Raw genomic sequence first — 25311 nt, forward strand, 5'->3', positions numbered from 1 at the left:
CCCGATTTGACTGCCGGCCAGACTTCAAGTGTCATGCTACCGCTCTCAATTTACCTGGCGAGAGAGACTTTCCCAATACGGCTTACGCAATAGATATTTCTGCAACTTGCCAGTAGCATTTCGCGGAAGCTCATTGCGAAACTCAACACGTTTAGGGCACTTGTAGCCAGCCAGATGCTGGCGACAATGTGCGATGAGCTCTGCGTCGGTCACGTGCTGGCCAGCCTCAAGGACAACGAGTGCAGTTACCAGTTCGCCCCATTTTTCGTCCGGAATACCGATGACAGCGACGTCTCGAACTGCAGGGTGCGACACCATCGCATTCTCGACCTCGACGGAAGCGACATTCTCACCACCCGAAACGATGACATCTTTGATCCGATCGCTAATCGTGAGGTAGTGGTCTGAAATGAAACCACCGTCGCCTGTTCGAAACCAGTCGCCGTCATGTGCCTTCGCCGTCGCTTCCGGGTCATTCCAGTACGATTCGAGAATTCGACTTGAGCGCGCAAGCACTTCTCCGTCGGCCCCCGTCCTCAGTTGCACACCCAAAACCGGTACGCCTGCACGTCCAAGCAACCGGGCTTGCTCGAAAGAATCCAGACCATCCCACTCTGGACGCATACGATTCAGCGTAAGGAGGGGACCAGTCTCAGTCAGTCCATACATCTGCATGAACTCCCAACCAAGTTCGTCGCGCACGCGCTGGATGGTTCGGGTGGGCGGCGGCGCGCCCCCACAAATGATACGCAGGCAACCGTATCCGGGAATCGGGCCATTCCAGGTCTTTGCGCCATCGAGGACCGCGCTCACCACGGCAGGCGCGGCACATAGGTACGTCACGCCATGCGCCTGGACACGCTTAAGGACCTCGATTCCGTCCATTTTCCTTAAGACTATATGTTTGACTCCCATCGCGGTAGCGGCGTAGATATGCCCCCACCCGCTTCCGTGGAATGCCTGAACTGTATGCAGGTAGACATCCCGATCGGAGACAGATGTTTGCCAGCCAAACACTGTCGCGTTTAGCCACAGGTGCCGGTGCGACAGTTGCACGCCTTTCGGGAGCCCTGTGGTTCCCGAGGTGTAGTTGATGACGGCGGTGGCTGTCTCATCTTCGATCCACGGCAGAGGATCCGCCGTGCTGCCCCAGATCTGATCATCGTCGTCCCCGAGTACAAATGTTCTCTGGCACGGGACATGCTCCGCAAGGTGCCGAAACTCGGGGTCAAGCAAAAGGACCTCCGCACCCGAGTGGGCCATGACGTGACGGATCTCGGCGGGAGCAAGGCGGAAATTCACTGGCACCAGCACACGCCCCCACCCTGACACTCCGAAGAAGGTACATATGAGCCGCGCTGAATTCTGAGAGACGATTGCAACACGAGCACCTACGGGAACTCCCATCTCGTCCAGTGTTGCGGCCTGCGCACGAGCTTTACGGCCAAGTTCCGCGTAAGTCAACTCACCCCATGACCTGGCGGGCTGAACCTCCTCGTCGACTACCGCAATACGCTCAGGGTACGCAACGAGCGCGCGGTCCAGAAAATCGTTGATGACCAGCGGTTTATACATAGACACTCCGAAATGGTTCTTGCCAACGGGATCCTCGACGGCTTTACTTTTCGCCTGTGCTTTAAAGTCGAAATGCAGGAGAGCCCACGAATGCGCGAACGAAATCAACGTGGGCCCTGTCACAGGCACCTCGTTCGCGAGGCAACACGTCTCACTGCTGACTAGTTTGACAAGGCTGAGCCAAAACTCTGTATCAGCGGATACGGCGCAATGCAGGGGTTTTCCCGCGCGTCCAAAATTTTTAAGAGATCGCATATGAATGATCACCGTCAGCGGCAGACGGAAAATGCTGAACCATGGTGGCCCGGTCGAAGCGTGTCGCCACCCCGGTGTCTTGGATGTTGCGGGATTCGCGTGAATGGCTCTCGATAGTTCAGTACGAGGTTCCCGTCAGTCAGGAAAACTAAACATGTCATGCGCACAGTGATGCCACAAGGCCGCGCCATACGCTATTGCGTCGGAGTTTTCTCCATGGCGACATGAGATCGTCGGAAAGCGCAGAGTACATTCCCAGAACACGCCTGGACTACAGATGCGGTGAAATCATCCCGGCAAGCGATTGGGAACGAGGTGTTTTTCCGATCCAATGGCGATCATCAAAACATCCCCACAAAATTCATCCCCAACGCAAGTCACGCAGTGCCTGTTCATCGGTCCACACAAGTCTCGCCACGCGACGATTGGCCTACCAAAACACACAAATTAAGGAACGTCGTCCAACCGCCTGCATCGGGAATTTTTTTGATTTAGCTGTCATTTCGTATCCGCTGATACAGCGGACTGTGGAACCGGGAAATACAGTAGGCCACATGAACCACACGACACATTAAATTGTGCAATGCGTAGCGGTTCCCATCCGAAGATAAGGAGACTTTAATGAGCGACACAGCCGTCAGTCAGTCCAGCGCCGAGACACTGGACATCCGTTCCTCCAGTCCCGTTTCTGGCACCCACGCCGCTTTGGGCGAAGAGGTAACAGTGCATTTGCACCCGCAGGGCATTCCATTGTTCATCATGCCCGTATCCAGACGCCTCAAGACGGATCGTGCAGCCTTTCAGGCGTGGCTGGTCGACCATGAGGAGGCCATCGACAAATTGCTGCTCCGGTTCGGTGCCGTGCGTCTCCGCGGATTCCCCGTCAAGGGTCCGGAGCAGTTCGGCAATGTGATGTCGCACTATCCCGTCGCCGCTATGGGATACAAGGGCGGTGGAGGGCCACGCGCAGCGATTGCAGGCAGGGTGATGGAGTCGACGCGCACAGAAAAAGACCGCTTCATTCCCCTACACCATGAGATGTGCTACCAACGTCAATGGCCGTTGAAGCTTGCGTTCTACTCCAACATAGTCGCGAGTTCTGGCGGAGCCACCACGATTGGGGATATTCGCCGCTTCGAAGCGAAAATTCCACAGCGAATCCTTGACGAGGTGCGCAAGCGCGGAGTTCTCTATCGCCGCAATTTCCGCGACGGAAGTGTACCGACGGAAGGCTGGAGTGGCCAGTTGCTCAACATACACCGCCCCTGGCAAGAAGCTTTCTTTACCGAAGACAAGGCCGACGTCGAAGCCGCATGCGAAGCCGGGGGGCTGGAATGGCAATGGCTGGATGATGGAAGCTTGCAGACCGAAATCCGCAAATCCGGTTTCGTCACCCATCCGGTGCTTGGCACCAGCCACTGGTTTAACCAGATCAGTAATCTGACCGCATTGCCCACGAGCGACCGGCAATGGTACACGTTGACACCCGAGGATCAACGCAACGGTGGACGTTACCCCAACGCAGTTCTGTTTGGCGATGGCGGGACGATTCCTGCCGAGGATGTCAAGCTCTTGCGCCAGATCGAAGACGAAATTCGGGTGGACGAGCCTTGGGAGGCAGGCGAGATCTTCATCCTGGACAACATTCTGTGCACCCATGGCCGCACGCCTTTTGAAGGTAAGCGCGATACGTTGATTCAATTTCTAGGATCCGGGAGCAACGATTAAGGCGCATGCGGCAAACGACAGGTCGGCCCTGGATTGGCCAGGACCTGATCCACTACACCAAACTCAGGCGGTTGGCGCGGCAGCCAACGATCCGGTCGCTCAGGAGTGGCAGGTACGTGTCGATCTGGCCGCCTGCTACAGACTGGTCGAACTGTTCGGCGGGAGCGACCTGATAGGGACGCATATTTCGGCGCGGGTGCCCGGGCACAAGCATGCCTTCCTCATCAACTCTCTCGGTATGACCTTCGATGAGATTACCGCTACCAGTCTGATCAAGATCGACCTTGAGGGCAACGTGATCGGCGAGTCGCCCTACAGCTTCAACAAGGCTGGGTTCGTGATCCATAGCGCGGTCCATCAGGTGCGTGATGACGCCAACTGCGTGTTCATCCGCACACCGCCGACAGCATGGCGGTGTCGGCTCTTTCCGAGGGTTTGCTGCCGCTGAATCAGACAGCCATGCTCACGACAGGCGACCTCGCGCAACACGACTATGAGGGGCCAGCCCTTTTATCTGGACGAACGCGAGCGATTGCAACGGGACCTGAGCGACAAACATCTGATGCTGCTGCGCAATCACGGCACTCTGGCGGTAGGTGCGAGTATCAGCGAGGCCTTCGTACGTATGTACATGCTGCAGCGCGCCTGCTCCGCACAGGTACGGACCTTGAGCATGGGCCGCCCGTTGCATGAAGTCTCAGCCGCGGCGCGAGCCAGCACTGAAGCGATGGGGGCGAACCCAACAACGCTGAGCAGCTATGGACAACTGGCGTGGCCGGCGCTGTTGCGGATGCTAGACCGCAGAATGCTAGGTTACGACATCTAGGCCACTGCTAGCGCTATGCCCGTGTAAGAGCCGGGAGCGTCGCGTTGGCGTCTCCGCCGCTGAGGACGGCAGGCACGGCAGGCACGGCAGAATTTTATAGATTGATTGGACTGCGAATGTTTCGCATATTACCGAAATTTTTAGGAGACGGGACGTGAGTAAACAAGCCACCTTTTCACATATCGGCCAGAGCACCGCCGAAGACTGGGCAATCATCCTCGGAGAGCTCAAGCCCTACGCGGCGACACTGGCAGACCGCGCGCTCGAGCACCTTAAGGTGCTCGAAGACGACTGGGGCGGCTTGCCCGTCGCTCGTCTCACGCATTGCCTGCAGACCGCGACACTGGCGCACCGGGATGGGCGCGACGAAGAGTACGTGGTCTGTGCCCTGCTGCACGACATTGGCGACACCCTCGGCAGCTATAACCATCCCGACATCGCTGCGGCCATGCTTAAACCATTCGTCAGTCCGGAAAATGTCTGGATGGTGCAGCATCATGGCGTCTTTCAAGGTTACTACTTCTTCCAAAATATAGGTCTCGACCCAAACATGCGTGAACAGTTTCGCAATCAGCCGGAACTGTTCGAGCGTACTGTTGAATTTTGCGAAAAGTACGATGCACCAGCGTTCGATAAGAATTACGACACTTTGCCGCTGTCGTTCTTCGATCCCATGGTTCGGCGCGTGTTCTCGAAGCCGAGTCATTCCATGTATGACAAGATGTTTCATCCCGCGAAATGAAGGCCAGCGTCGAGGAATGATCGAAGCGCGACGCACTGATTTACATGACTTGTGTCAGATGCTCAATGACGCGTCCATGATTGGAACAACGTGACAATACATTTGGCCCGGACGAGGTGATTGCCCGGTGGCTTACTACTCTGATACGCGCGAATCAATTCCCGTATGACAAGCGAAACGTCGGCCAACTACCCCAACCGGTTGATTTCGAGATTTGCGTTGTTTCTCCTTTCCTCTTTGTATCCCCCTGAAGGCCTTCACGTTCCTGCGATTTCCGGTAGCGTTCGGTTGAACAGAAAGCAACCAGGGCAGTCGCTTTCTGTCTTATCGTCAAGCTAATTAAAATTTCACCTGTAAACCAAGTCGGGCGAGTGCCATGTGATTGCCCGCGGCTGGAGTCACAGCATTAATATTCGCAACCGCCGTTTGCCCGGTCGAGTCTATACCGCTTGCTTTCTGGTAGATTCCAACCAGATACGCTGTCTTGCCTTCCAGACTGAATATGTCACTCTGCTCGCTCGATTATGCCTCCACTGATCTGGAATCTGTCGTATTGAACGTATACGGTTCCTCGTCTTGTGAACTCAAACATCGTTCACGCTACTCACGAGGAGGTCGTCTCAAAGCTGCCTCCGCATCCCTTGCGTCAGAACCAGACGTCTTGCATATCGAGCGTGGTGCGATCAAGCGTCTCAAGCAGGTCAAGTTGCGCCGTCGCGCGCGGCAATTCCCATTTGAAGAAATACGCGGCTGCGGCCAGCTTGCCTCGATAGAACGCTTCGTCTTCGTTGCTTCTGTTCGCGGATAGCGCGGCATGTGCCGCAATCGCCTGTTCCAGCCAAATCCACGCCAGTACGATGTGGCCGAATGCCTCGAGGTACACCGATGCGTTAGCAAGCGTAAGAGTTGGGTCTCCCGCCTCCCACAATCGCTGCGTAACGAGCGTCAGCCCCCCCATCACAGTGCTCAGCGTGTGCGCATATTCGTGGAGCTCAGCATCCTTTGTGGCGAGCGCCCTGATGACCCCGGCCCGCACCGTCTCGCTGACGATCCCCAATGCCGTGCCGTCTTTCATCATTACCTTGCGACCCAGCAGGTCCAATCCGTGGATCCCATGCGTGCCTTCGTGGATCGGGTTCAGACGGTTGTCGCGATAGAACTGCTCGACGTTGTACTCACGCGTGTAGCCATAGCCGCCGTGCACCTGGATAGCGAGGTTGTTCGCTTCGAGGCACCATTGCGATGGCCAGCTCTTGGCGATCGGCGTCAGAATATCGAGCAATAACGTGGCACGCTCGCGCGCAACTGCGTCGTCGGCAGCCCGTGCGGCGCGCTCCGCGTCGACCAGCTTCGCACAGTACAGGTTCAGCGCCAGCGCACCTTCCGTATAGCTCTTCTGCGCGAGCAGCATCCGGCGTATATCGGCGTGCTCAATCAGCTTCACCTGGGGGCTTGAGGGGTCTTTGCCGCCTTTACCGATGGCGCGCCCTTGCGGCCGGTTCCGTGCATAATCAAGTGCGTGCAGATAGCCGGTATAGCCGAGGACTGCGGCGGTGAGTCCCACGCCAATGCGTGCTTCGTTCATCATGTGGAACATGCATGCGAGGCCCCGCCCGGGTTGGCCCAACAGATAACCAATTGCCCCAGCCTTACCGTCGGGCCGATATTTGACGCCTTCGCCGAAATTCAGCAGACAGTTCGTTGTGCCGCGATATCCCATTTTGTGGTTCAGACCCGCGAGCACTACATCGTTGTGCTCGCCAAGCGAGCCGTCGCCATTGACGAGGTACTTCGGGACAACAAAGAGCGAGATGCCGCTGACCCCAGGAATTAGCTTTCCGTCTGAACTTGGGATTTTGGCCAGCACCATATGTACGATATTTTCGGACAACTCATGCTCGCCACCGGATATCCACATCTTGTTGCCACGCAACCGGTACTGCTGGCCGAGCGGCGATTCGCCCTCGTATTCAGCGCGAGTGGTGATGTCTGACAACGACGAACCCGCCTGCGGCTCCGATAGACACATCGTGCCGAAGAAACGACCTTCCATCTCAGGTCGCACGAACGCATCGATCTGCGTCGGCGCGCCGTACGTGAGCAGGAGATTCGCATTGCCGATGGTCAGGAATGGATACGCTGCGGTAGCAGCGTTCGCGCCCAGGAAGTATGCGAAGCAGGCCTTCTCCACAACCAGCGGTAGTTGCATACCGCCGAGTTCATAGTCCTGGCCAGCGGCAATCAAACCCGCTGCGTTAAAGGCATCGAGCGCGGTCTTCACTTCGGGGATGATGTGAACGGTTTCACCGTCGAAATGCGGTTCCTGCTGGTCGCTCTTCTTGTTGTGCGTAGCGAATAATTCGGTGGCGATTTTCTCGCAAGTGTCGAGTGCCGCGTCGAAGGTCTCGCGCGTATGTTCAGCATAGCGGGGAATGCTCGTCAGCTCCTCGACCCGGAGCCACTCGTAGAGCAGGAAGTTCAGGTCGCGGCGGGAGAGAATCAGTGACATGACGGCACTCCGCTCAAAGAACTTCGAAGAGGCCGGCCGCGCCCTGCCCCCCACCGACGCACATTGTGACTACCACGTGCCTCACGCCGCGACGCTTGCCCTCGATCAGTGCGTGGCCAACGAGGCGTGCGCCGGACACTCCGTACGGGTGACCAACCGCAATTGCGCCGCCGTTCACGTTCAGCCGCTCCATCGGAATGCCCAGCTGATCGGCGCAGTAGAGCACCTGCACGGCGAATGCTTCGTTTAGTTCCCATAGGCCGATGTCTTCGATCTTCAGCCCGGTCCTCTTCAGCAGCTTGGGGACCGCGAACACCGGACCGATGCCCATCTCATCCGGTTCGCATCCTGCCACCGCGAATCCGCGAAATACGCCCAATGGTTTCAGGCCTTGCGCAGCAGCCACGCGCGCGTTCATCACTACGGCTGCCGACGCGCCGTCCGAAAACTGTGACGCATTGCCTGCCGAAATTACGCCGCCGGGAGTGGCAGAGCGAATTTTCGATACGCCTTCAAGCGTCGTATCGCCGCGAATGCCTTCGTCGGCCGCGATCGTCACTTCCCTCGTCACGATCTGGCCGGTGGCTTCGTCGGTCATACCAGAGAGCACCGTCATCGGTACGATCTCCTCGTTGAAGAGGCCAGCGGCCTGTGCAGACGCGGCGCGTTGCTGGCTGCGTACACCGTATTCGTTCTGACGTTCGCGGGGGATCCCATAGCGGGTCGATACGTTCTCGGCGGTCTGCAGCATGCTCCAGTAAATTTCCGGTTTGTGCTGCAAAAGCCAAGGGTCGCTGGCGAATTGCATGTTCAACTGCCGCTGCGTCAACGAGATGCTTTCCACACCGCCTGCAACGTAACAATCGCCCTCATCGGCGATCACACGCTGCGCGGCCATCGCGATCGCCTGCAAGCCCGATGCGCAGAAGCGGTTCACGGTGGCGCCCGGGACCGTCACCGGGCAGCCAGCGCGCAGGGCGATCTGCCGCGCAATATTGGTGCCAGTCGCGCCTTCGGGATTCGCGCACCCCATTAACACATCGTTTATTTCGCCAGCTTCTATGCCCGCGCGCGCGATCGCGTGCCGCACCGCATGCGCGCCAAGCGTGGCGCCGTGGGTCATGTTGAAGGCACCTTTCCAGCTCTTCGCGAGCCCGGTACGCGCCGTGGATACGATCACTGCCTCATTCATGTCCTGTTCCTTGATATGCCTTGACGTCGGATCCACTGCCACAGAGCACGGGTTCCACCCATTGGGCTGCCTGAAGTGACGGCAAATTGAGTTAGTCGTTAAAACGCGTACCCGCGTCTACGAGCTTCTGCAAGAGTGGCGCGACCTGCCACGCCTTGCCCTGATAGCCCTTCGCGTAGCGGCGAATCGCCCGCGCAACGTTGTACAAACCGACCTCGTCCGCATACTGCATCGGGCCGCCGCGCCACCTCGGAAAACCGTAGCCGCTCAGATAGACCATGTCGATGTCCGATGCCTTCGACGCGATCCCTTCCTCGACGATCAGCGCTCCTTCATTGACGAGCGCGTACACCAAACGCTCGACAATCTCCTCGTCGGATATTTTGCGCCGCGTGAGACCAAGATCCTCTGTATGCCGGATGATCATGTCGTTGACCTGCTGGCTCGAGTAGGCCCTGCGGTCACCCTCCCTATAGTCGTACCAGCCCGCGCCGACCTTCTGCCCGAAGCGCCCCATTTCGCACAGCAGGTCGGCCGTCTTCGAATACGTAAACGCCGGCTGCTCAACGGCGCGGCGCTTTCTGATCTCCCGGCTGATATCGTTACCGGCCATGTCGATCATCCGAAAAGGGCCCATTGCGAAGCCGAATTTTTCGATGGCCTTGTCGACCTGCTCGGGCAGCGCACCCTCGTCGAGCAGGAAACCCGCCTGACGGCTGTACTGTTCAATCATCCGATTGCCGATAAAGCCGTCGCATACACCAGACACGACGGCGATCTTCCCGATCTTCTTCGCGAGCCGCATCACGGTCGCAAGGACGTCCTTTGCGGTCTTCTCGCCACGCACGACTTCGAGCAGCTTCATCACGTTGGCCGGGCTGAAAAAGTGCATGCCGACCACATCCTTCGGACGCGTTGTGAATTCAGCGATATTATTGACATCCAGGGTCGACGTATTTGACGCGAGAATCGCGCCCGGTTTCATGACCTTGTCGAGTTGTCGGAACACGGCCTGCTTGATACTCATGTCTTCGAACACGGCTTCGATCGCAAGGTCCGCGTCCTTGATGTCGTCGTAGGACAGCGTGGTCGTAAGCATGCCAACGCGCGCTTCGATCTCCTCCTGAGTGAGCTTTCCTTTCTTCGCTGTGTTTTCGTAGTGGCGGCGGATGGTGGCGACCCTTTGTTCGAGCGCGTCGGCTTTCATTTCCAGCATCGTCACAGGAATTCCGGCGTTCAAAAAGCTCATGCTAATGCCCCCACCCATCGTGCCTGCACCGATTACTGCAACTTTCGCGATTTTGCGAGTGGGCGTATCGACAGGTACTTCCGCAATCTTGCTCGCCGCGCGCTCGGCGAGGAACGCATGTCGTAGCGCACGCGATTCGGAGCTGGTCAGCAGGTAGAGGAATGCGTCGCGCTCCTCCTTGATGCCCTGATCGAACGGTTTGAGTGACGCCGCGATGGCATCCACGCACTTAACCGGAGCCGGATAGTCCCTTGCACTTGCAGCGACCGTATTGCGGACGATTCCCAGATACGCCTCGGCGTTTTCGTGGTGGACATTCAAGTCGCGTACGCGGGGATGCGGAGCCCCCGCAGCGACTGCATCCTGCGCAAACTTCAAGGCCTCCCATAGCAATTCATCGGTTGCGAAGTGGTCAAACAGCTTCGTGCCAGCAAGCTCCTCAGACGCCATCGTCTTGCCCGACACGATCATGTTCACCGCGGTCTCGAGGCCGACCACGCGCGGCAGGCGTTGTGTACCGCCGGCCCCAGGCAGCAGGCCCAGATTCACTTCTGGTAGCGCAATCTTCGTTCCCTTGACCGTAACGCGATAATGACAGCCGAGGGCCAGCTCCAGACCGCCGCCCATCGCGACCGAATGAATCGCTGCCACCACGGGCTTCGGAGACGCCTCGATCACATCGATTATCGTTTGCAGGCTCGGTTCCTGTAGCGCCTTAGATGTGCCGAATTCTCGAATATCGGCACCACCCGAGAACGCGTTGCCCGTACCGATGAGGACAATTGCCTTGACGCCCGAGTCGTCCAGTGCGCGCTCTATCCCGTCTACAATGCACACTCTTGTGCTGTGACCGAGGCCATTGACCGGAGGATTGTCGAGTGAAATGATAGCCACACTGTCCTGTACCTGATACTGCGCTGTCATGCCGGTTCCTTTTGATATCTCGAAATTGTCTGGCAATTCAGAGGTTCAGTTCATTCACGAACCTGTTTGTTGTGGCGCCCGCGGCATGGCAGCCTGCTGCGGAAATTCCTGACCGCCGTCCTTACGCGCAACCTCTGACGACGCCTCAGGCTGTACTCTTGATGCCGTAGATCTCGCGACGCTCGCTGCCATCGTCGTTCTTCACGAACTCATAGGCGTCCGCCGAGCGGTAGCGGTTTTGCGGTCCTAATACGTGCGCAGATCCATCTTCAAGACCATCGACGACAGACCGGCGAACACCAGCTTGCTATCAGGCTTCGAATAGCCGATCGACTCGCACCACGACGCGGGATTGAGAATTTCGTGATTCCGGCGCTGCCAATGCAGCTTCAACGGCGCACTGCCAGTGCGACGCGATTCGTTTGCCACTCGAACTGTACAAGCTGCTGCGGCTAGCAAAATGCATCTAGCGTGACGCGCAAAGCGAGTCGCAGACAGCTTCGCCGCAACAATATTGACTATCTGCCGCGGAAAATCGGCGGGCGTTTCTCGAGAAAGGCACGCGCACCTTCTCTCGCATCCTCCGTTTCGAAGAGTGGCACTTGCCCATCGCGCTCACGGTCAAGGGCTTCGTCCAGATGTGACAGCGTCGTGGCCGCAATGGCGCCTTTCATTGCAGCGAACGCCTTGGTGGGCCCGTTCTTGATTTTTTGCACCAGAGCTTCCAGTTCCGCATCGTAGGCATCGTCGGCTACCGAACGGTAGATCAGTCCCGCCGCCACTGCGTCATCAGCGGACAGCCGATTGCCGAGCATTGCCATAGTGTTAGCACGTGCACGACCAATCGAAGCGCCAATTAACTCCGTTGCGCCGCCGTCCGGCATCATGCCAATGTTCACAAACGCCAGTAGAAAGTAGGCGGACCGCGTGGCAAGCGTAATGTCTGCGGCGACGGCGATGGAGCAGGCCATTCCAACTGCGGGACCATTGACTCCGCTTATAACGGGTACATGCGAACGCGCAATCGCCCGCACAAGGCGATGACCGCTGTCCACGGTTTCAATATTGATGCCGCTCTTGAAATCGCCTCCGGCGCTGAAGGCGCGACCCTCGCCACTGATCACGATTACCCGCACATCGGCGGGCACATCATTAATGGCCTGGGCAGCATCCTCAAGCATTGAAGCGTCGAATGCATTGAGGCGCTCTGGCCTGTTCCACCTGATGGAGAGAACTCCATCCGAGTTGTTGATGAGTACGTGTTGCGTCATGCGCGACTCCTATGCAGGGTTACGACAGAATTACGGGACGAGCACGACCTTACCGGTTGCGAGTCTCTGGTCGATTGCGAGCAGCGCTTGGGACGCATCTCCGAGTGCGTAGCTCGTTCCGATGACCGGACTAAGCGCCCCGCTTTGGACATGTGCCTTGATCGCCCTCCACTGGGACTGCATACGCCCGAGGTGCTTGTAAGCGTCCCAGCCGACGCCGACCGCAGATATATTGTTCAGCATCAGACGATTGACCTGGACGGAGGGTATCGTGCCTTCTGTAAACCCGAGAACGAGGACTCGACCGTTTGCCTTGAGCGCTCTCAGGGAGTCGGTAAAACGCTCACCACCGACGGGGTCAACGACAATGTCCACGCCGCCCAGGGCTTTTACGGCCTTGCCGAATCCCTCGACCAGGATGAACTCGTCAGCACCCGCAGCAACCGCAACAGCACCCTTCTCGGGTGTGGAGGTTACTGCGATGACCCGGCTGGCGCCGAAGGCCTTTGCAATCTGAATCGCCGCCGTCCCAACACCACCGGCCGCACCGTGGACGAGCACCGATTCGCCTTGCACGAAGTGGCCGCGTTCGATGAGTGCGAAGTAGGCGGTCAGGTAGTTGAGCGGAAGGGACGCGCCCTTCTCGAAGGAAACGCCATCCGGGAGCGCAAATGTCATGTCGACCGCCGCGACCGCTTGCTCCGAGAAGCCACCAAGCATCGGCAGTGCAGCGTGATCTGGACCCTGGAACGACGTGATTGCTGCGACCCGGTCGCCGGCGGCAAATCCGGAATCCGCAGGAGCAGCGACGACGACGCCCGCGACCTCCGATCCGGGCGTATACGGTAGTGCGGGTTTTACGTGGTAAAGACCGCGCGACTGCAGGACATCCGGGAACCCCACACCAGCAGCGCGGACACTGATCAAAACCTGATCGTGCGCCGGCTTTGGAGGCTCGACGTCCACAAGTTCAATCGAAGTCGGGCCGTCCAGTTTGGTAATCTGTATCACTTTCATGGTGTTCAGTGTTCCGCGTGATTGGTGTAACGCCACTGTATTTCTCAGTTCCGCCGTCCGCTGTATCAATGGATACGAAACTGACCGCGGAATCAAAAAAAGTATCCCGGCTCCGGGGCAATCGGGCGATGAACAGGGAACTGCCCGAGAAATTGCACCAGAAAATTTGATGGGATTCGATCATGGCAACATCGTCTGATCAAACCAGACGGTTCCTGACTCGGGTGCCCGATAGCGCCCCCTACCGCGGCGCGGGCGACGCCAATTGCAGGGATGAACGACGCTCGAGAAATGCATCATGGCGCTCGTCACCACTGTGACCGTTACGACGAGCGCCGATAGAATGTTCTCGGTGCTGCCCTTGCGTCGTGGCGGAACAAGTCCGCATTGCTCAAAATGTGCCAGGGATTAGAAGTGCGATCAAGAACGACGAGTGGGGACGCAGTCCTTCAATTGACCAATTTGTGGGCCGGGCAGCTCGCTTCCTCACAACACCATCCGACGCTCGCGGTGCGTGCTTCGATGGATCGAATCACAGACATCATGTCGAGCCGGCCATTACCCAGGTCTACGCTTTCCCCATAAAGTTTTCGGCTAAGGTCAAGCAAAGGCGAGGCGATGCCAGCGGCCCGCGCCGCATCAGCGATCAACTGGCAACTGGTAAAGGCATCCGCCGTAGCTGCCTGCACGGCGAAATCGCGCTCGACGAGTTTTGGAATCTTCACTCTTGTTACGTCGCAGGCCATCGGCCCTGAATCGATGGCGGCCTTAAAAGTATTGAGATCCAGGCCGTTTCGATCCGCGAAGTGCATCGCTTCGGACAACCCGACGAGCATCGTATTTGCGTAAAGATTGACCGCCAGTTTCATGAGCAGTGCGTTTCCGACCGGGCCACAAATCACTGTGGCCCGGCACATCGGTGCGAGCATCGGGCGTATTTTCGCAATGGTCTCAGGATCGCCACCTAGCAGCGACACCAATTGGCCGGCCTCGGCCGGCTTTCGCGAACCGGACACCGGAGCTTCAACATAGCGACCGCCAGCTGCGTGAATGCTCGCGGCTAGTCCTCGCGAGTAGTCCGGAGCAACCGAACTCATGCTGACGATGGTGTGCCCTGCGACACGCGATGCGAATGCCGGCGTGCCAGAACCCAACACTGAATCGATCGCCCCGCTATCTGACAGCATAACAATCACCGTTTCCGTTCGCCTGAATACCTCGTCGGCACTCTCCCCCACTTGAACGCCGATGGCGCGCAGCGGCTCGGCGCGCTCGGCTGATCGATTCCAGACGACGAGTTTTGTACCGGCCTTTGCCAAATTCATTGCCATAGGCTGGCCCATCCCGCCAAGCCCGATAAAACCAACTTCATCTTGCGCCCGAGGCCCAGCGCTTTCTGTTGTAGATGTCATTTTCGATAATCCTGGATTGAGAGACGCGGAGACGCAACTTCGCTTAAACGGCTAGACCAGCCAACCGTGCTGGTCTGCAGCGAACTCCTTTTGAATGTCCGACGGCGCCCTCGGGCGTCCGGTCACTGGTCCAGCTTGCCACCCCCTACCGTGAAATCACGCTTACTGCCTTTCACGCCGGTCGATCGGCGTCACGACTGCGGTCGTTCTGCAGGCTCTTCGCGCACCACCAACCTAAATCGCGAACAAGCACGATCAGAGAATCTCCAGCGATGCCAGACAAAATCATGTCGGTGAACAGTGACGTCTGGAAAGAGCCATCGTCAAAGGAAAATACGTTCATGCCACTGAGTTCCTCGACAACATTGAGGAACACCACCAGGTCGCAATCTTCGCGGGCCGCTCACCTAGTGCGTAGAGGTCGATAACATAGTTACCGCCGCGCTAGGTCCCTTGTGCTACTTGAGTTAACCGCGCGCGGTTCTCGCAAATCCAAATAGTGACTGCGGACAGTCCGTCTTAGCAATAGGAACTGATAGACGGACCAACGACGCGATAGAGACATTGGACCAAAGGTTTCGTGCCGAGTACATTTTTCAATCGCGATCATGAATCGACGGAGATCAATCACGGCCGCTTCTGCTGCTGTAATCCAATCTCGATCAACACGGACAAGTACGCGCACAGATTCGAAGATAACTCGTTCCCCAAAGGCCCAATCGCTAGCGAATGGGAGAAATTGCGAAAGCGGCGGGGTTACTGTTGGAACGGAACGGCGTGGAACCACCGTCAGACAAGCGATAAGCCATCGTCCTCTCAAAGGTCTCTAGAGCGCAGTGAAGTACCAGAGTTCCGGGAGCGCGCTCGAGAGTATTCTGAGGCCCAACTTTCGCGTGTTGCCAGCCGCATTCCACTTGACAGCCACATCGTCTTTCACCGGCCAGTCGAGCGCGGATGCCTCGCCGGTCGCGTGCGCTTTATTCGCTCGTCCCGGTTCCTAGAAGTTGAATCAGCGTATCGCGCTGACCTTTATACGGCGTGCGGCCATGGACACACAGAACATTGTCCAGCATCATGATCTCGCCCGGTACGTAAGGCTCGTCAACCAGAACTTCGTCTTCGAGCTTGCGCAGGAGCTCGACATCCTCTGCGGGAATCTTGCCGCCATCACCGAAATGAGGTTCGTTGGGGTAGCGCTTACCTTGCCGAAGGTCCTCGGCCGTCAGCGTGTTGTGCCAAAGCCGGTCGCCCTGGGGCAATGCGGTCTGATTGCTGATCTGGTTAAACCAGTGGCGTGTGCCAAGCACCGGATGGGTGACGAAACCAGAATTGCGGGCTTCGGTTTGCAGGCTGCCATCGTCCAACCAATGCCATTCCAGTCCTCCTGCCTCACATGCGGCTTCGACCTCGGCCTTGTCTTCGGTGAAGAAGGCTTCCTGCCACGGCCGGTGCATGTTAAGAAACTGGCTAGTCCAGCCCTCCGTCGGCTCGCGTCCGTCGCGGAAATTACGACTATAGAGGACGCCGCGCTTGCGCACTTCGTCAAGTATCCGCTGCGGGATCTTCGCTTCGTAGCGGCGAATATCTGCGATCGTGGTGGCTCCTCCACCATCACTGGGCACTACGTTGGAATAGAACGCGAGCTTCAGCGGCCATTGACGTTGATAGCACATCTCATGATGCAGTTGGATGTAACGGTCCTTGTCTGTGCGCGTTGCTTCCATCACTCTGCCCGAGACCGCCGCGCGCGGTCCTCCACCTCCTTTGTAGCCCATGGCGGCGGCCGGATAGTGCGACATTAGATCGCGAAATTGCTCCGATCCATTGACCGGAAATCCGCGAAATCGCACGGCGCCGAACTCGAGCAGCAGTTTCTCGATGGCCTCCTCATGGTCGATCAGCCACATGTGAAAGGCTTCAAAATTCGACTTGAGACGCTTCGACACGGGCATGACGAATAGCGGAATACCCTGCGAGTGCAAGTGCACCGTCACCTCGTCGCCCAATGCAGCGTGCGTGCCGGAAACGGGACTGGAGGAGAGGATGTCCAGTGTCTTAGAGCGGGACGGACTGACGGCTGTGTCGTTCATTAACGTCTCCTGAACTTGGGTTAAAACCTCGACGCACGGCACGATTCAATGTGTCGCGCGGTTCGTGTGATGTCACTGTATTTCGCAATTCCGCTGTCCGCTGTATCAATGGATACGAATCTGATGGCTGATAATAAAAAAGTAATGCAGCTTCGGAACGTAGGCCATGAACACGGGACCAATTCAGCGTTGTGGCGGAGAGATAGGTGTAATTGCTGATGCCAGTCACTCAATGATTAGGCATGCTTAGACGAGAGACAGATTGAGTTCCGAGTTAGCCCGCGTTCAGTCCTGCTGAGAAGTCGCCAGTGATACTGAAGGTACCGAGCGGCAAGCTCAGTGGAGACCCGATTGATCATTCGTTCCGAACAGAGGCGGAGAGCAACCTGGAACGCCTTCCGGAATGCGCGAGGAGCTCCCTTTGGCAGGGAGCAAAGGAGACGCTGAATGAGCAATGCTCAGAACATCGGATTGTCAAGCGAATCCAGGGCTGTTCGGGTTCCTGCAGCCTTGACGGGATTTCAGCCGGGAGAAAAGATAGTTTTGCAAGAGCCGTCGTCACCGCGCGACCCTGCAAGTTCTCCGTTTTTGCTCCCAGAGGTAAGGGAGCTCTCGCGCAGCATTGCCAGGCTGGGGATGGAACGCACGTTCACCCGAGGCGCATATCTATACCGTCAGGGTGAATCTGCCACATCTCTTCACTACGCGCTGACAGGTCGAACTCGGGTGTTCATGACCGGAATAGATGGTTCGGACCGGGACGTCGCATTCGCGGGACCTTACACAACGATTGGCGAATACGGCATCTTTGATGATCAGCCGCGTTACACATCCGCCGTTGCGGTTGAAGATTCGCGCGTCCTCGTGATTGACCATGCCGCGATCATGTCAGCCGGCCGGGCTGACCCTGAAATCTTCATTGAAATAGCCCGTCGACTGGCGCAGAAGGCCCGCATCGGGTGTATGCACATCATGTATGGTGGTCTCACGGCGCGTGTGCGCGTGGCAACATTGTTCGTCCAATTGCTCAACGCATATGGAACACTTGAGGCTAACAACACAACGCGTCTGTCAAAAAGTCATCGCATTGAAGACCTTGCTCATCTTATAGGGGTGACACGCGTAACCATGAGCCGCGAACTTGCGCGATTTGTGGAGGAAGGAATCCTTATGAAATCCAGTCGAGAAATCATTATCACGGACGGCGCTGCACTGCACGCGGTCGCAGACACTTCCGGACTGGTACCTCAACACTAAACGACGGAACGTACGTAATACCGTCGAGGCTCTCGGTCCACATCATCCTGGGTGATCTTCCGTCCAATGATCTACCTTATGGCGTTGGCGGGCGAACTGCCACTGCCCTACCTCACGCTGCAGGATTGGGCGACTGGGCCAGCGGTGATCCGGCCACCGACGACGAGGATGCCGGCTCGACTTCGCTATGTTCAGCCTGTCTGTGTGACCGGGCATATAGTGGAACCGCACGTGCCACAGCAACCTGGCGCCCCGTGCAGCGCTCACGAACCTCCTCGAAGCGTCTCCTGAAATCGATGTCGGTAGGCAGTTGTCACGAACTTGCATAACGTGATCGTTTTCAGCGCTGACCTTCAATAGATTCAACATGCTCAGTTTAATTAAACAAACAAAGTGACTAACACGTACAATGATAAGGTTATCTTAGTATTATTTATATAACCGCATGATCAAGTCCTTAGTCTTTTACATCTTACAAGCAGACTCCAATCCAAAGACGGTGTTATCTGGATGATGTTCCGTATCAATCCGCCAAAGACGAGAGCGATGCCTGCTTGCCAAAAGATACAGGTTCGTGATGGACGATAACACCCCTTAGAGATGCGACGTCAACACGATTATTGGCACGCCGCATCAGCCATTTCCCCTGACTGACCATTCAGTTTTGAATCTGCTCAGCGCCGTAGTATGAAATCGCGTAATCAACAAACGCCCGAACCTTCGCCGGCATGAACTCTCGAGCGCTATATGCAAGACGCAGCTCAATACCGCCGTCGACAACGTCATACTCGTCTAGAACTCGAACTAAGCGTCCGGTTTTGATCTCATCAGCTATGAGCAACTCCGGCAACACACCGAGTCCGAATCCCCGAACCACCATTTCTTTCCGGAGTGCGGAATTGTTAGAGGTAATCTCGAACTTGAGGTCAATCGAAACCTCTTCATTGTTTCTTCGCAGACGTAGCGACGGGGCTTGCATCGCGGGTGAAAACGCTACGAACCGCAGGCCCTCAAGATCTTGCGGCGTCCTTGGACACCCATGGGACGCGAGATACTCTGGCGTCGAAACCAACGCCACTGTGACGCGCATGAGCAAGCGGGTGATAGCCCGGTCTGTGGTCAGCATTGACGGTAACAAGAGACCTAGATCGAAGCCATCCTCGACAAGGTCGACCGGTCGCTCCGTAAGCGTAATATCGAGATATACGGAAGGGAACTGCTTCTTGAAGTCTGCAATCAATGGCACGAGAACGTTCATCGTCGCCGTCGTGTGTGCAACGAGCCTTAGCACCCCGGTTGGCTCTATGATCGCATTTCGCGCCTCCGTCTCGAGTGCACCAAGCTCGGCAAGAATACGTACGCACCCCACAAAAAAACGTTCTGCTGCCTCTGTCGTCGAGATGTGACGTGTTGTACGTTGAAAAAGTCGGACTCCCAGCGTTCGTTCAAGCTTTGTAATCGATCGAGATACATTCGGCGTCGACATCCCAAGTATCTCTGCAGCACGAGTAAAGCTTCTCACTTCGAAGACAGTGCAGAAAATCCGTAAGTTTTCTAGATGGTCCATGAATCATCCTCTATTGTCCGAAGGCGGAACGGTCCAGCTTCATGTCGACAACATGGCAAAATTCTCGACCGCTATATCGCGCGACTCAACGATAACAGTTTATAGGGGGCGGCATCCTGCAAGAGATGCGAACGGCTCAGCAGACATTGAGCGACTTCGCGGCCTTCGGCATGCGTGCTGAAGCAGCCGCGGCGGGAGAATCAGATGTTGCCGTCTTCCTAGAGAGCCTCTCTTCGGCATGGAAGGAAGGTGAAGCACGTCCAATGCACCGAAAGCAACCCAACGCAGAGCACTGGTGGAGAAGTCAGACGGATCCGTTCGCCGACGCGTGGCCGCTAATCGAAGGATGGCTGCTTGCAGAGCTCTCTGTGCCGGCCAATATATTGATGGATCGGTTGGCCGGGATGTTTCCGGAAGCGTATGCAAGTCAGGCACAACTGCGAACGTAGCAACGCCGGGTCAAAGCATGGCGCGCCGAGCGGGTGAAAGAACTGATCCTGGGTGGCCTAGGAAAGTCGGCCGCCATGCCGGCTGAAGTGTGAGCTGCGGAAAGTTAAGGCTGACAGCAGGAGTCTTAGTCACAGCCGGGAGCGCATTCTGGCGGTGCTGGGCGTGGGGATGCACGGTATTGTGGTACTCGCGCGACCTACAAGGCGGCCAGAAGGGGCGGTGCGCTATTCGACATGATTCATCGTCAAGTGTGATAACCAAGCACGATCTCGAATATCTGCGCATGACAGCGCGCGATCACGGCTACCGAACACAGTGGCGAGGTCGATTTCTTCAAATTCGGATTCGTCACCTTATTGCTCGCTGGCGTACGTCTCGGCCCGTCAGATTCATCTCGTTGGACAACCTGAACATCCATCTCGGAAGATGCTTCGGCGAGCTTCCTGAGTGCCGCGCCGTCCACCAGTCTGCTGTGGCGCGTGAGGTTCCACTACACGCTCAGTCACGCAGGTCGACTGAACACGGCGAAGTCGAACCGACATCCTCATCGTCAGTGCCCAGATCATCGTAGGACAGTCGACAAGCCCTGCAGCATGGGGTCATTGAGGGGAAGATCATACGACAGGATGCGGACTGAAAATCCCGATAGCATTATGGTCAGTCATCTGCGTATTGATGTACCAGTCCGGAAGTGTCTGCGACGGCGTGCAGTGCAGCGATGTCCGAGATAATGATTTCCCGACCGATTTTCATGAGGATTCCTTCCTCCACAAATCGCGTAAGTTCGCGACTCATGGTTACGCGTGTCACCCCTACAAGGTGAGCACAGTCTTCAACGCGGTGACTTTTTGACAGACGCGCAGTATTGTTGGCCTCCAGTGTTCCATATGCGTTGAGCAATTGGACGAACAGCGTTGCCACACGTACACGTGCTGGCAGACCAGCGTACATGACATGCATACACCCGAGGCGGGTTTTCTGCGCCAGTCGACGGGCTATTTCAATGAAGATTTCAGGGTCAGCCCGGCCGGCTGACATGATCGCGGCATGGTCAATCACGAGGACGCGCGAATCTTCAACCGCAACGGCGGATGTGTAACGCGGCTGATCATCAAAGATGCCGTATTCGCCAATCGTTGTGTAAGGTCCGGCAAATGCGACGTCCCGGTCTGACCCGTCTATTCCAGTCATGAACACCCGGATTCGGCCTGCCAACGCGTAGTACATAGATGTGGCAGATTCGCCCTGACGGTATAAATGTGCGCCCCGGGCGAAAGTGCGTTCCATGCCCAGGCTGGCAATGCTGCGCGGGAGCTCCCTTACCTCCGGGAGCAAAAACGGGGAACTTGCGGGATCACGCGGTGACGGCCGCGCGTGCGAAGCTCTTCTTTCGTCCGGCTGAAATCCCGTCAAGGCTGCGGAAACCCGAACAGCCGTGAACTCACCCGACAATCCGGTGCTCTGAGCATTCCTCATTCGACGCCTCCTTCGCTCCCTGTCAAGGGAACTCCTCGCGCAGTATCGAAGGCGTTCCAGGTGGCTCTCCGCCTCTGTTCGGAACGCATGATCGACAGGGTCTCCATTGAGGTTGCCACTCGATATCCGCAGTATCTCTAGCCACTTTTTCGCCAGGACTGAAGACGGGCTAACCTCGAATTTAATCTGTTGCTCGCTTAAGGATGCCTAATCGTCACGCGGCTGGCATCAGCAATTACACCTATCTTTCTGGTCGGCATCAGAGATCGATATGGTTTGATCAGACGAGACCGTCGTGGCCGTACCTGTCCATGTCATCGACGCCGGCTGTAGCGATCAAACTGGCATGAGCGATTTGATGCGCTTCTCGACGTCGTCTACCCCGGCTCATCGGTCTGGTCCATGCCGACATAGGTGCCACGACGCTGTGTCAGTCCCATGTTCATCGCTTAACTGCTCCGGATACGGAATATTTTTTTGATTCGGTCGTCAGTTTTGTATCCGCTGATACATCGCACTGCGGAACCGGGAAATACAGTGGTATTACGCGAACCACGCGAAGCATCGAATCGTGCAACGCGACAATATTCTAACCTCAAGATAAAGAGACTTTAATGAACGAAACAGCCTTGAGTCCGTACAACTCCGAGACACTGGACATCCGTTCCTCCAGTCCCGTTCCTGGCGGCCACGCCGCTTTGGGCGACGAGGTGACGGCGCATCTGCATCCGCAGGGCATTCCGTTGTTCATCATGCCTGTATCCAGGCGCCTCAAGTCGGATTTTGCAGCTTTTCATGCGTGGTTGGTCGACCATGAGGACGCCATCGAGAAACTGCTGCTCGAGTTCGGTGCAGTACGGTTCCGTGGATTTCCCGTCAAGGGGCCGGAGCAATTTCGCGATCTGATGTCGCATTATCCCGTCGCCACCATGGGGTACAAAGGGGGTGGAGGGGCGCGCGCCGCGATTACCGGTAGGGTGATGGAGGCGACGCGCATAAACAATGACCGCTTCATTCAGCTACATCACGAGATGTGCTATCAACGTCAATGGCCACTGAAGCTCGCGTTCTACTGCAACGTAACACCGAGTTCTGGCGGCGCCACCACAATTGGGGATATTCGCCGCTATGAGGCGAAGATTCCGCAGCGGATCCTCGACGAGGTGCGCAAGCGCGGTGTCCTCTATCGCCGCAATTTCCGCGACGGTCGTACGTCGACGGAAGGCTGGACTCGCGAGTTTCTTAACATGCACCGACCCTGGCAGGAAGCTTTCTTCACCGAAGACAAGACTGAGGTCGAATCCGCATGCGAAGCAGCGGGGCTGCAATGGCAATGGCTGGACGATGGTAGCCTGCAAACCGAAGCTCCCAAATCCGGTTTCGTTACCCATCCGGTGCTTGGCACGAGCCACTGGTTCAATCAGATCAACAACATGACCGGGTTGCCCATGGGTGATCGGCTTTGGCATAACACGCTGACGCCCGAGGACTATCGGCAAGGTAAGCGTTACCCCAATGAAGTTTTGTTTGGTGACGGCGGCAAAATTCCCGTTGAGGATGTCGAACTCCTGCGCCGGATCGATGGCGAAGTACTGGTCGACGAGCCTTGGGAGGCGGGCGAGATCATGATCCTGGACAACATTCTGTGCACTCATGGCCGCACGCCTTTTGAGGGTAAGCGCGATACGCAGGTTCAACTTCTAGGGACCGGGAGCAATGAATAAAACGCATGCAATCGGCGACGCATCAGCGCTGGACTGGCCAGGAGCTGGTCCACTAAATCAAGCTCAGGCGGTCGGCGCGGCAGACGACGACGCGGCCGCGCAGGAGTGGCGGGTACGGGTCGATCTCGCCGCCTGCTACAGACTGGTCGAGCTGTTCGGCTGGAGCGACCTGGTGGGGACGCATATTTCGGCCCGGGTACCCGGGCACGATCACGCCTTCCTCATCAATCCGTTCGGTATGACCTTCGATGAGATTACCGCTACCAGTCTGATCAAGATCGATCTTGAGGGCAACGTGATCGGCGAGTCGTCCTACTATGGCGTCAACAAGGCAGGGTTTGTGATCCACAGCGCGGTCCATCAGGTGCGTGATGACGCCAACTGCGTCATGCATCTGCATACCGTCGACAGCATGGCGGTGTCGGCGCTTTCTGAGGGTTTGCTGCCTCTGAATCAGACGGCCATGCTCACGACAGGTGACCTCGCGCTACATGACTATGAGGGGCCTGCCCTTCATCTGGACGAACGCGAACGGCTGCAGCGCGACCTGGGCGACAAGCATTTGATGCTTCTGCGCAATCACGGCACGCTGGCGGTAGGTGCGAGCGTCAGCGAAGCCTTCGTCCGCATGTTCATGCTGCAGCGCGCCTGCTCTGCACAGGTACGGACCTTGAGCATGGGCCGGCCGCTGCATGAAGTGTCAGCCGCGGCACGGGCCAGCACTGAAGCGATGGGGACCAGCGCAACAACGTTGAGCCGCTATGGGCAGTTGGCATGGCCGGCGCTGCTGCGCAAGCTAGACCGAGAGATGCCAGGTTACGACAGCTAGGCCGCTGCAAACAGATCGACGATCGGGAAAGGGGTGCTGCGAGCGCAAGATGCGTGTAAGAATCTGGCACGCGCTACACGTTCCTTCCCGGTGAACGTGACCGACATAATTTAGAGCCACATATCGATTGGGCTGCGAATTCTTCGCAGGTGAAGAAACATTTAGGAGACAGGACGTGACTGCACAAGCCACCTTTGCACATATCGGCAAAAGCACGCCCGAAGACTGGGCTGCCATCCTCGGAGAACTCAGACCTTATGCCGCCACACTTGCGGACCGTGTACTCGACCATCTGAAGGTGCTCGAAGATGATTGGGGGGGCTTGCCTGTCGCTCGCCTCACGCATTGCCTGCAAACAGCGACACTGGCGCATCGGGACGGACGCGACGAAGAATACGTGGTCTGTGCGCTGCTGCACGACATCGGCGACACCCTCGGCAGCTATAACCATCCCGACATCGCTGCGGCCATGCTTAAACCATTCGTCAGCCCGGAAAATGTCTGGATGGTACAGCATCATGGCGTCTTTCAAGGTTACTACTTCTTCCAAAATATAGGCCTCGACCCAAACATGCGTGAGCAGTTTCGCGATCAGCCGGAACTGTTCGAGCGTACCGCCGAGTTTTGTGAAAAATACGATGCGCCGGCATTCGATAAAGATTACGACACGTTGTCGCTGTCGTTCTTCGAGCCGATGGTTCGACGCGTGTTCGCCAAGCCGCGTCATTCCATGTACGATAAAATGTTTCGTCCCGCTGAATGAGTGTCAGCGACCGCGCGGGGACTGTCGCACGTGGTGCAGGCTAGTCCTTTATCCCTGCAACGTACGACGGAATAAAGCGGCCCGCGAACGGCGTCGTGCGATGAGGATTCCGAAATGCAACCATCCCAGCGCACTGAGCCGCGACTGGCGTTCAGAACGAATCGCCGATGTAGCATCGCGGCAGCTTGCGCGGACGTACGCCCTGTCATAGTTCGTGGTACGCCCTGTCATAGTTCGTAGCAACTCCGCGTCTGTGCGGAATTAGACACAGGAGGCTGGGTTGGACACGATGCCTGATGGACTAGAAACGGAGGCGCAACCGACCACAGAGAAGCAATCTTCCGCCATTGGCATGGCCGAGGCCTATCCGGACGCAGGTGTCGACTTCCGAAGTTAGTTTGGCGTAGAAAAAGGTTGCATCTTTCTATTTGCAAGGCCCCTTCTGCGACGCTCAT

Annotated in this window: 18 protein-coding genes and 1 pseudogene; 7 read left to right on the forward strand and 12 right to left on the reverse strand. The window is 57.0% G+C overall.

Features of this window, described 5'->3' with window-relative positions:
- Positions 1-45 precede the first annotated feature (45 nt).
- Complete coding sequence (locus M0D69_RS03095; RefSeq protein ID WP_301780610.1) at positions 46-1575, reverse strand: AMP-binding protein; 1530 nt, start codon at positions 1573-1575, stop codon at positions 46-48.
- An 876-nt stretch (positions 1576-2451) separates the two neighbouring features.
- On the opposite strand from M0D69_RS03095, the gene M0D69_RS03100 reads away from it, so the two are divergent.
- From M0D69_RS03100 to M0D69_RS03110, 3 genes and pseudogenes are all read left to right on the forward strand, one after another.
- Complete coding sequence (locus tag M0D69_RS03100) at positions 2452-3558, forward strand: TauD/TfdA family dioxygenase (protein ID WP_301780611.1); 1107 nt, start codon at positions 2452-2454, stop codon at positions 3556-3558.
- 172 nt (positions 3559-3730) lie between these two features.
- Positions 3731-4384, forward strand: a pseudogene (locus M0D69_RS03105) (class II aldolase/adducin family protein).
- A gap of 154 nt (positions 4385-4538) precedes the next feature.
- A complete protein-coding gene (locus tag M0D69_RS03110) occupies positions 4539-5126 on the forward strand; it encodes an HD domain-containing protein (RefSeq protein WP_301780612.1) in 588 nt (195 codons plus the stop codon).
- A gap of 646 nt (positions 5127-5772) precedes the next feature.
- Here M0D69_RS03110 and M0D69_RS03115 read toward each other — a convergent pair.
- The 9 genes from M0D69_RS03115 to M0D69_RS03155 all read right to left on the reverse strand — a co-directional run bounded on the left by M0D69_RS03115 (position 5773) and on the right by M0D69_RS03155 (position 16790).
- Positions 5773-7635, reverse strand: a complete 1863-nt coding sequence (locus tag M0D69_RS03115; protein WP_301780613.1) for an acyl-CoA dehydrogenase — start codon at positions 7633-7635, stop codon at positions 5773-5775.
- Positions 7636-7648: 13 nt separating this feature from the next.
- Complete coding sequence (locus M0D69_RS03120; RefSeq protein ID WP_301780614.1) at positions 7649-8827, reverse strand: acetyl-CoA C-acyltransferase; 1179 nt, start codon at positions 8825-8827, stop codon at positions 7649-7651.
- Between the two features lie 91 nt (positions 8828-8918).
- Complete coding sequence (locus M0D69_RS03125) at positions 8919-11000, reverse strand: 3-hydroxyacyl-CoA dehydrogenase NAD-binding domain-containing protein (RefSeq protein ID WP_301780615.1); 2082 nt, start codon at positions 10998-11000, stop codon at positions 8919-8921.
- A gap of 246 nt (positions 11001-11246) precedes the next feature.
- Positions 11247-11429, reverse strand: coding sequence for a hypothetical protein (locus M0D69_RS03130; RefSeq protein WP_301780616.1), 183 nt, complete (start codon positions 11427-11429; stop codon positions 11247-11249).
- An 89-nt stretch (positions 11430-11518) separates the two neighbouring features.
- The gene (locus M0D69_RS03135; protein ID WP_301780617.1) at positions 11519-12271 is read right to left on the reverse strand and encodes an enoyl-CoA hydratase-related protein; all 753 of its coding nucleotides are present in this window, start codon (positions 12269-12271) and stop codon (positions 11519-11521) included.
- 30 nt (positions 12272-12301) lie between these two features.
- The gene (locus tag M0D69_RS03140; protein WP_301780618.1) at positions 12302-13288 is read right to left on the reverse strand and encodes an NADPH:quinone oxidoreductase family protein; all 987 of its coding nucleotides are present in this window, start codon (positions 13286-13288) and stop codon (positions 12302-12304) included.
- 449 nt (positions 13289-13737) lie between these two features.
- The gene (locus M0D69_RS03145; protein ID WP_301780619.1) at positions 13738-14700 is read right to left on the reverse strand and encodes an NAD(P)-dependent oxidoreductase; all 963 of its coding nucleotides are present in this window, start codon (positions 14698-14700) and stop codon (positions 13738-13740) included.
- 172 nt (positions 14701-14872) lie between these two features.
- Complete coding sequence (locus tag M0D69_RS03150; protein ID WP_301780620.1) at positions 14873-15043, reverse strand: hypothetical protein; 171 nt, start codon at positions 15041-15043, stop codon at positions 14873-14875.
- A gap of 634 nt (positions 15044-15677) precedes the next feature.
- Positions 15678-16790: a TauD/TfdA family dioxygenase gene (locus tag M0D69_RS03155; protein WP_301780621.1), complete on the reverse strand. Its 1113-nt coding sequence runs from the start codon at positions 16788-16790 to the stop codon at positions 15678-15680.
- A 447-nt stretch (positions 16791-17237) separates the two neighbouring features.
- Between M0D69_RS03155 and M0D69_RS03160 the strand changes: the two genes are divergently transcribed.
- Positions 17238-18047, forward strand: coding sequence for a Crp/Fnr family transcriptional regulator (locus tag M0D69_RS03160; RefSeq protein WP_301780622.1), 810 nt, complete (start codon positions 17238-17240; stop codon positions 18045-18047).
- A gap of 658 nt (positions 18048-18705) precedes the next feature.
- Here the strand turns inward: M0D69_RS03160 and M0D69_RS03165 are convergent.
- Together M0D69_RS03165 and M0D69_RS03170 are read right to left on the reverse strand one after the other, a co-directional pair.
- Positions 18706-19614: a LysR family transcriptional regulator gene (locus M0D69_RS03165; protein ID WP_301780623.1), complete on the reverse strand. Its 909-nt coding sequence runs from the start codon at positions 19612-19614 to the stop codon at positions 18706-18708.
- Positions 19615-20721: 1107 nt separating this feature from the next.
- Positions 20722-21351, reverse strand: a complete 630-nt coding sequence (locus tag M0D69_RS03170) for a Crp/Fnr family transcriptional regulator (RefSeq protein WP_301780624.1) — start codon at positions 21349-21351, stop codon at positions 20722-20724.
- A gap of 803 nt (positions 21352-22154) precedes the next feature.
- On the opposite strand from M0D69_RS03170, the gene M0D69_RS03175 reads away from it, so the two are divergent.
- From M0D69_RS03175 to M0D69_RS03185, 3 genes are all read left to right on the forward strand, one after another.
- The gene (locus tag M0D69_RS03175; RefSeq protein WP_301780625.1) at positions 22155-23264 is read left to right on the forward strand and encodes a TauD/TfdA family dioxygenase; all 1110 of its coding nucleotides are present in this window, start codon (positions 22155-22157) and stop codon (positions 23262-23264) included.
- Positions 23257-24093 carry a class II aldolase/adducin family protein gene (locus tag M0D69_RS03180; RefSeq protein ID WP_301780626.1) on the forward strand — a complete coding sequence of 279 codons (837 nt, stop codon included), beginning with the start codon at positions 23257-23259 and terminating at the stop codon, positions 24091-24093. The genes M0D69_RS03175 and M0D69_RS03180 overlap by 8 nt, the downstream gene beginning before the upstream one ends.
- A gap of 175 nt (positions 24094-24268) precedes the next feature.
- Positions 24269-24856, forward strand: a complete 588-nt coding sequence (locus M0D69_RS03185; protein ID WP_301780627.1) for an HD domain-containing protein — start codon at positions 24269-24271, stop codon at positions 24854-24856.
- The last annotated feature ends 455 nt before the right edge of the window (positions 24857-25311 follow it).

The sequence above is a fragment of the Caballeronia sp. SEWSISQ10-4 2 genome (genome assembly GCF_030464885.1).
Classification (GTDB): domain Bacteria; phylum Pseudomonadota; class Gammaproteobacteria; order Burkholderiales; family Burkholderiaceae; genus Caballeronia.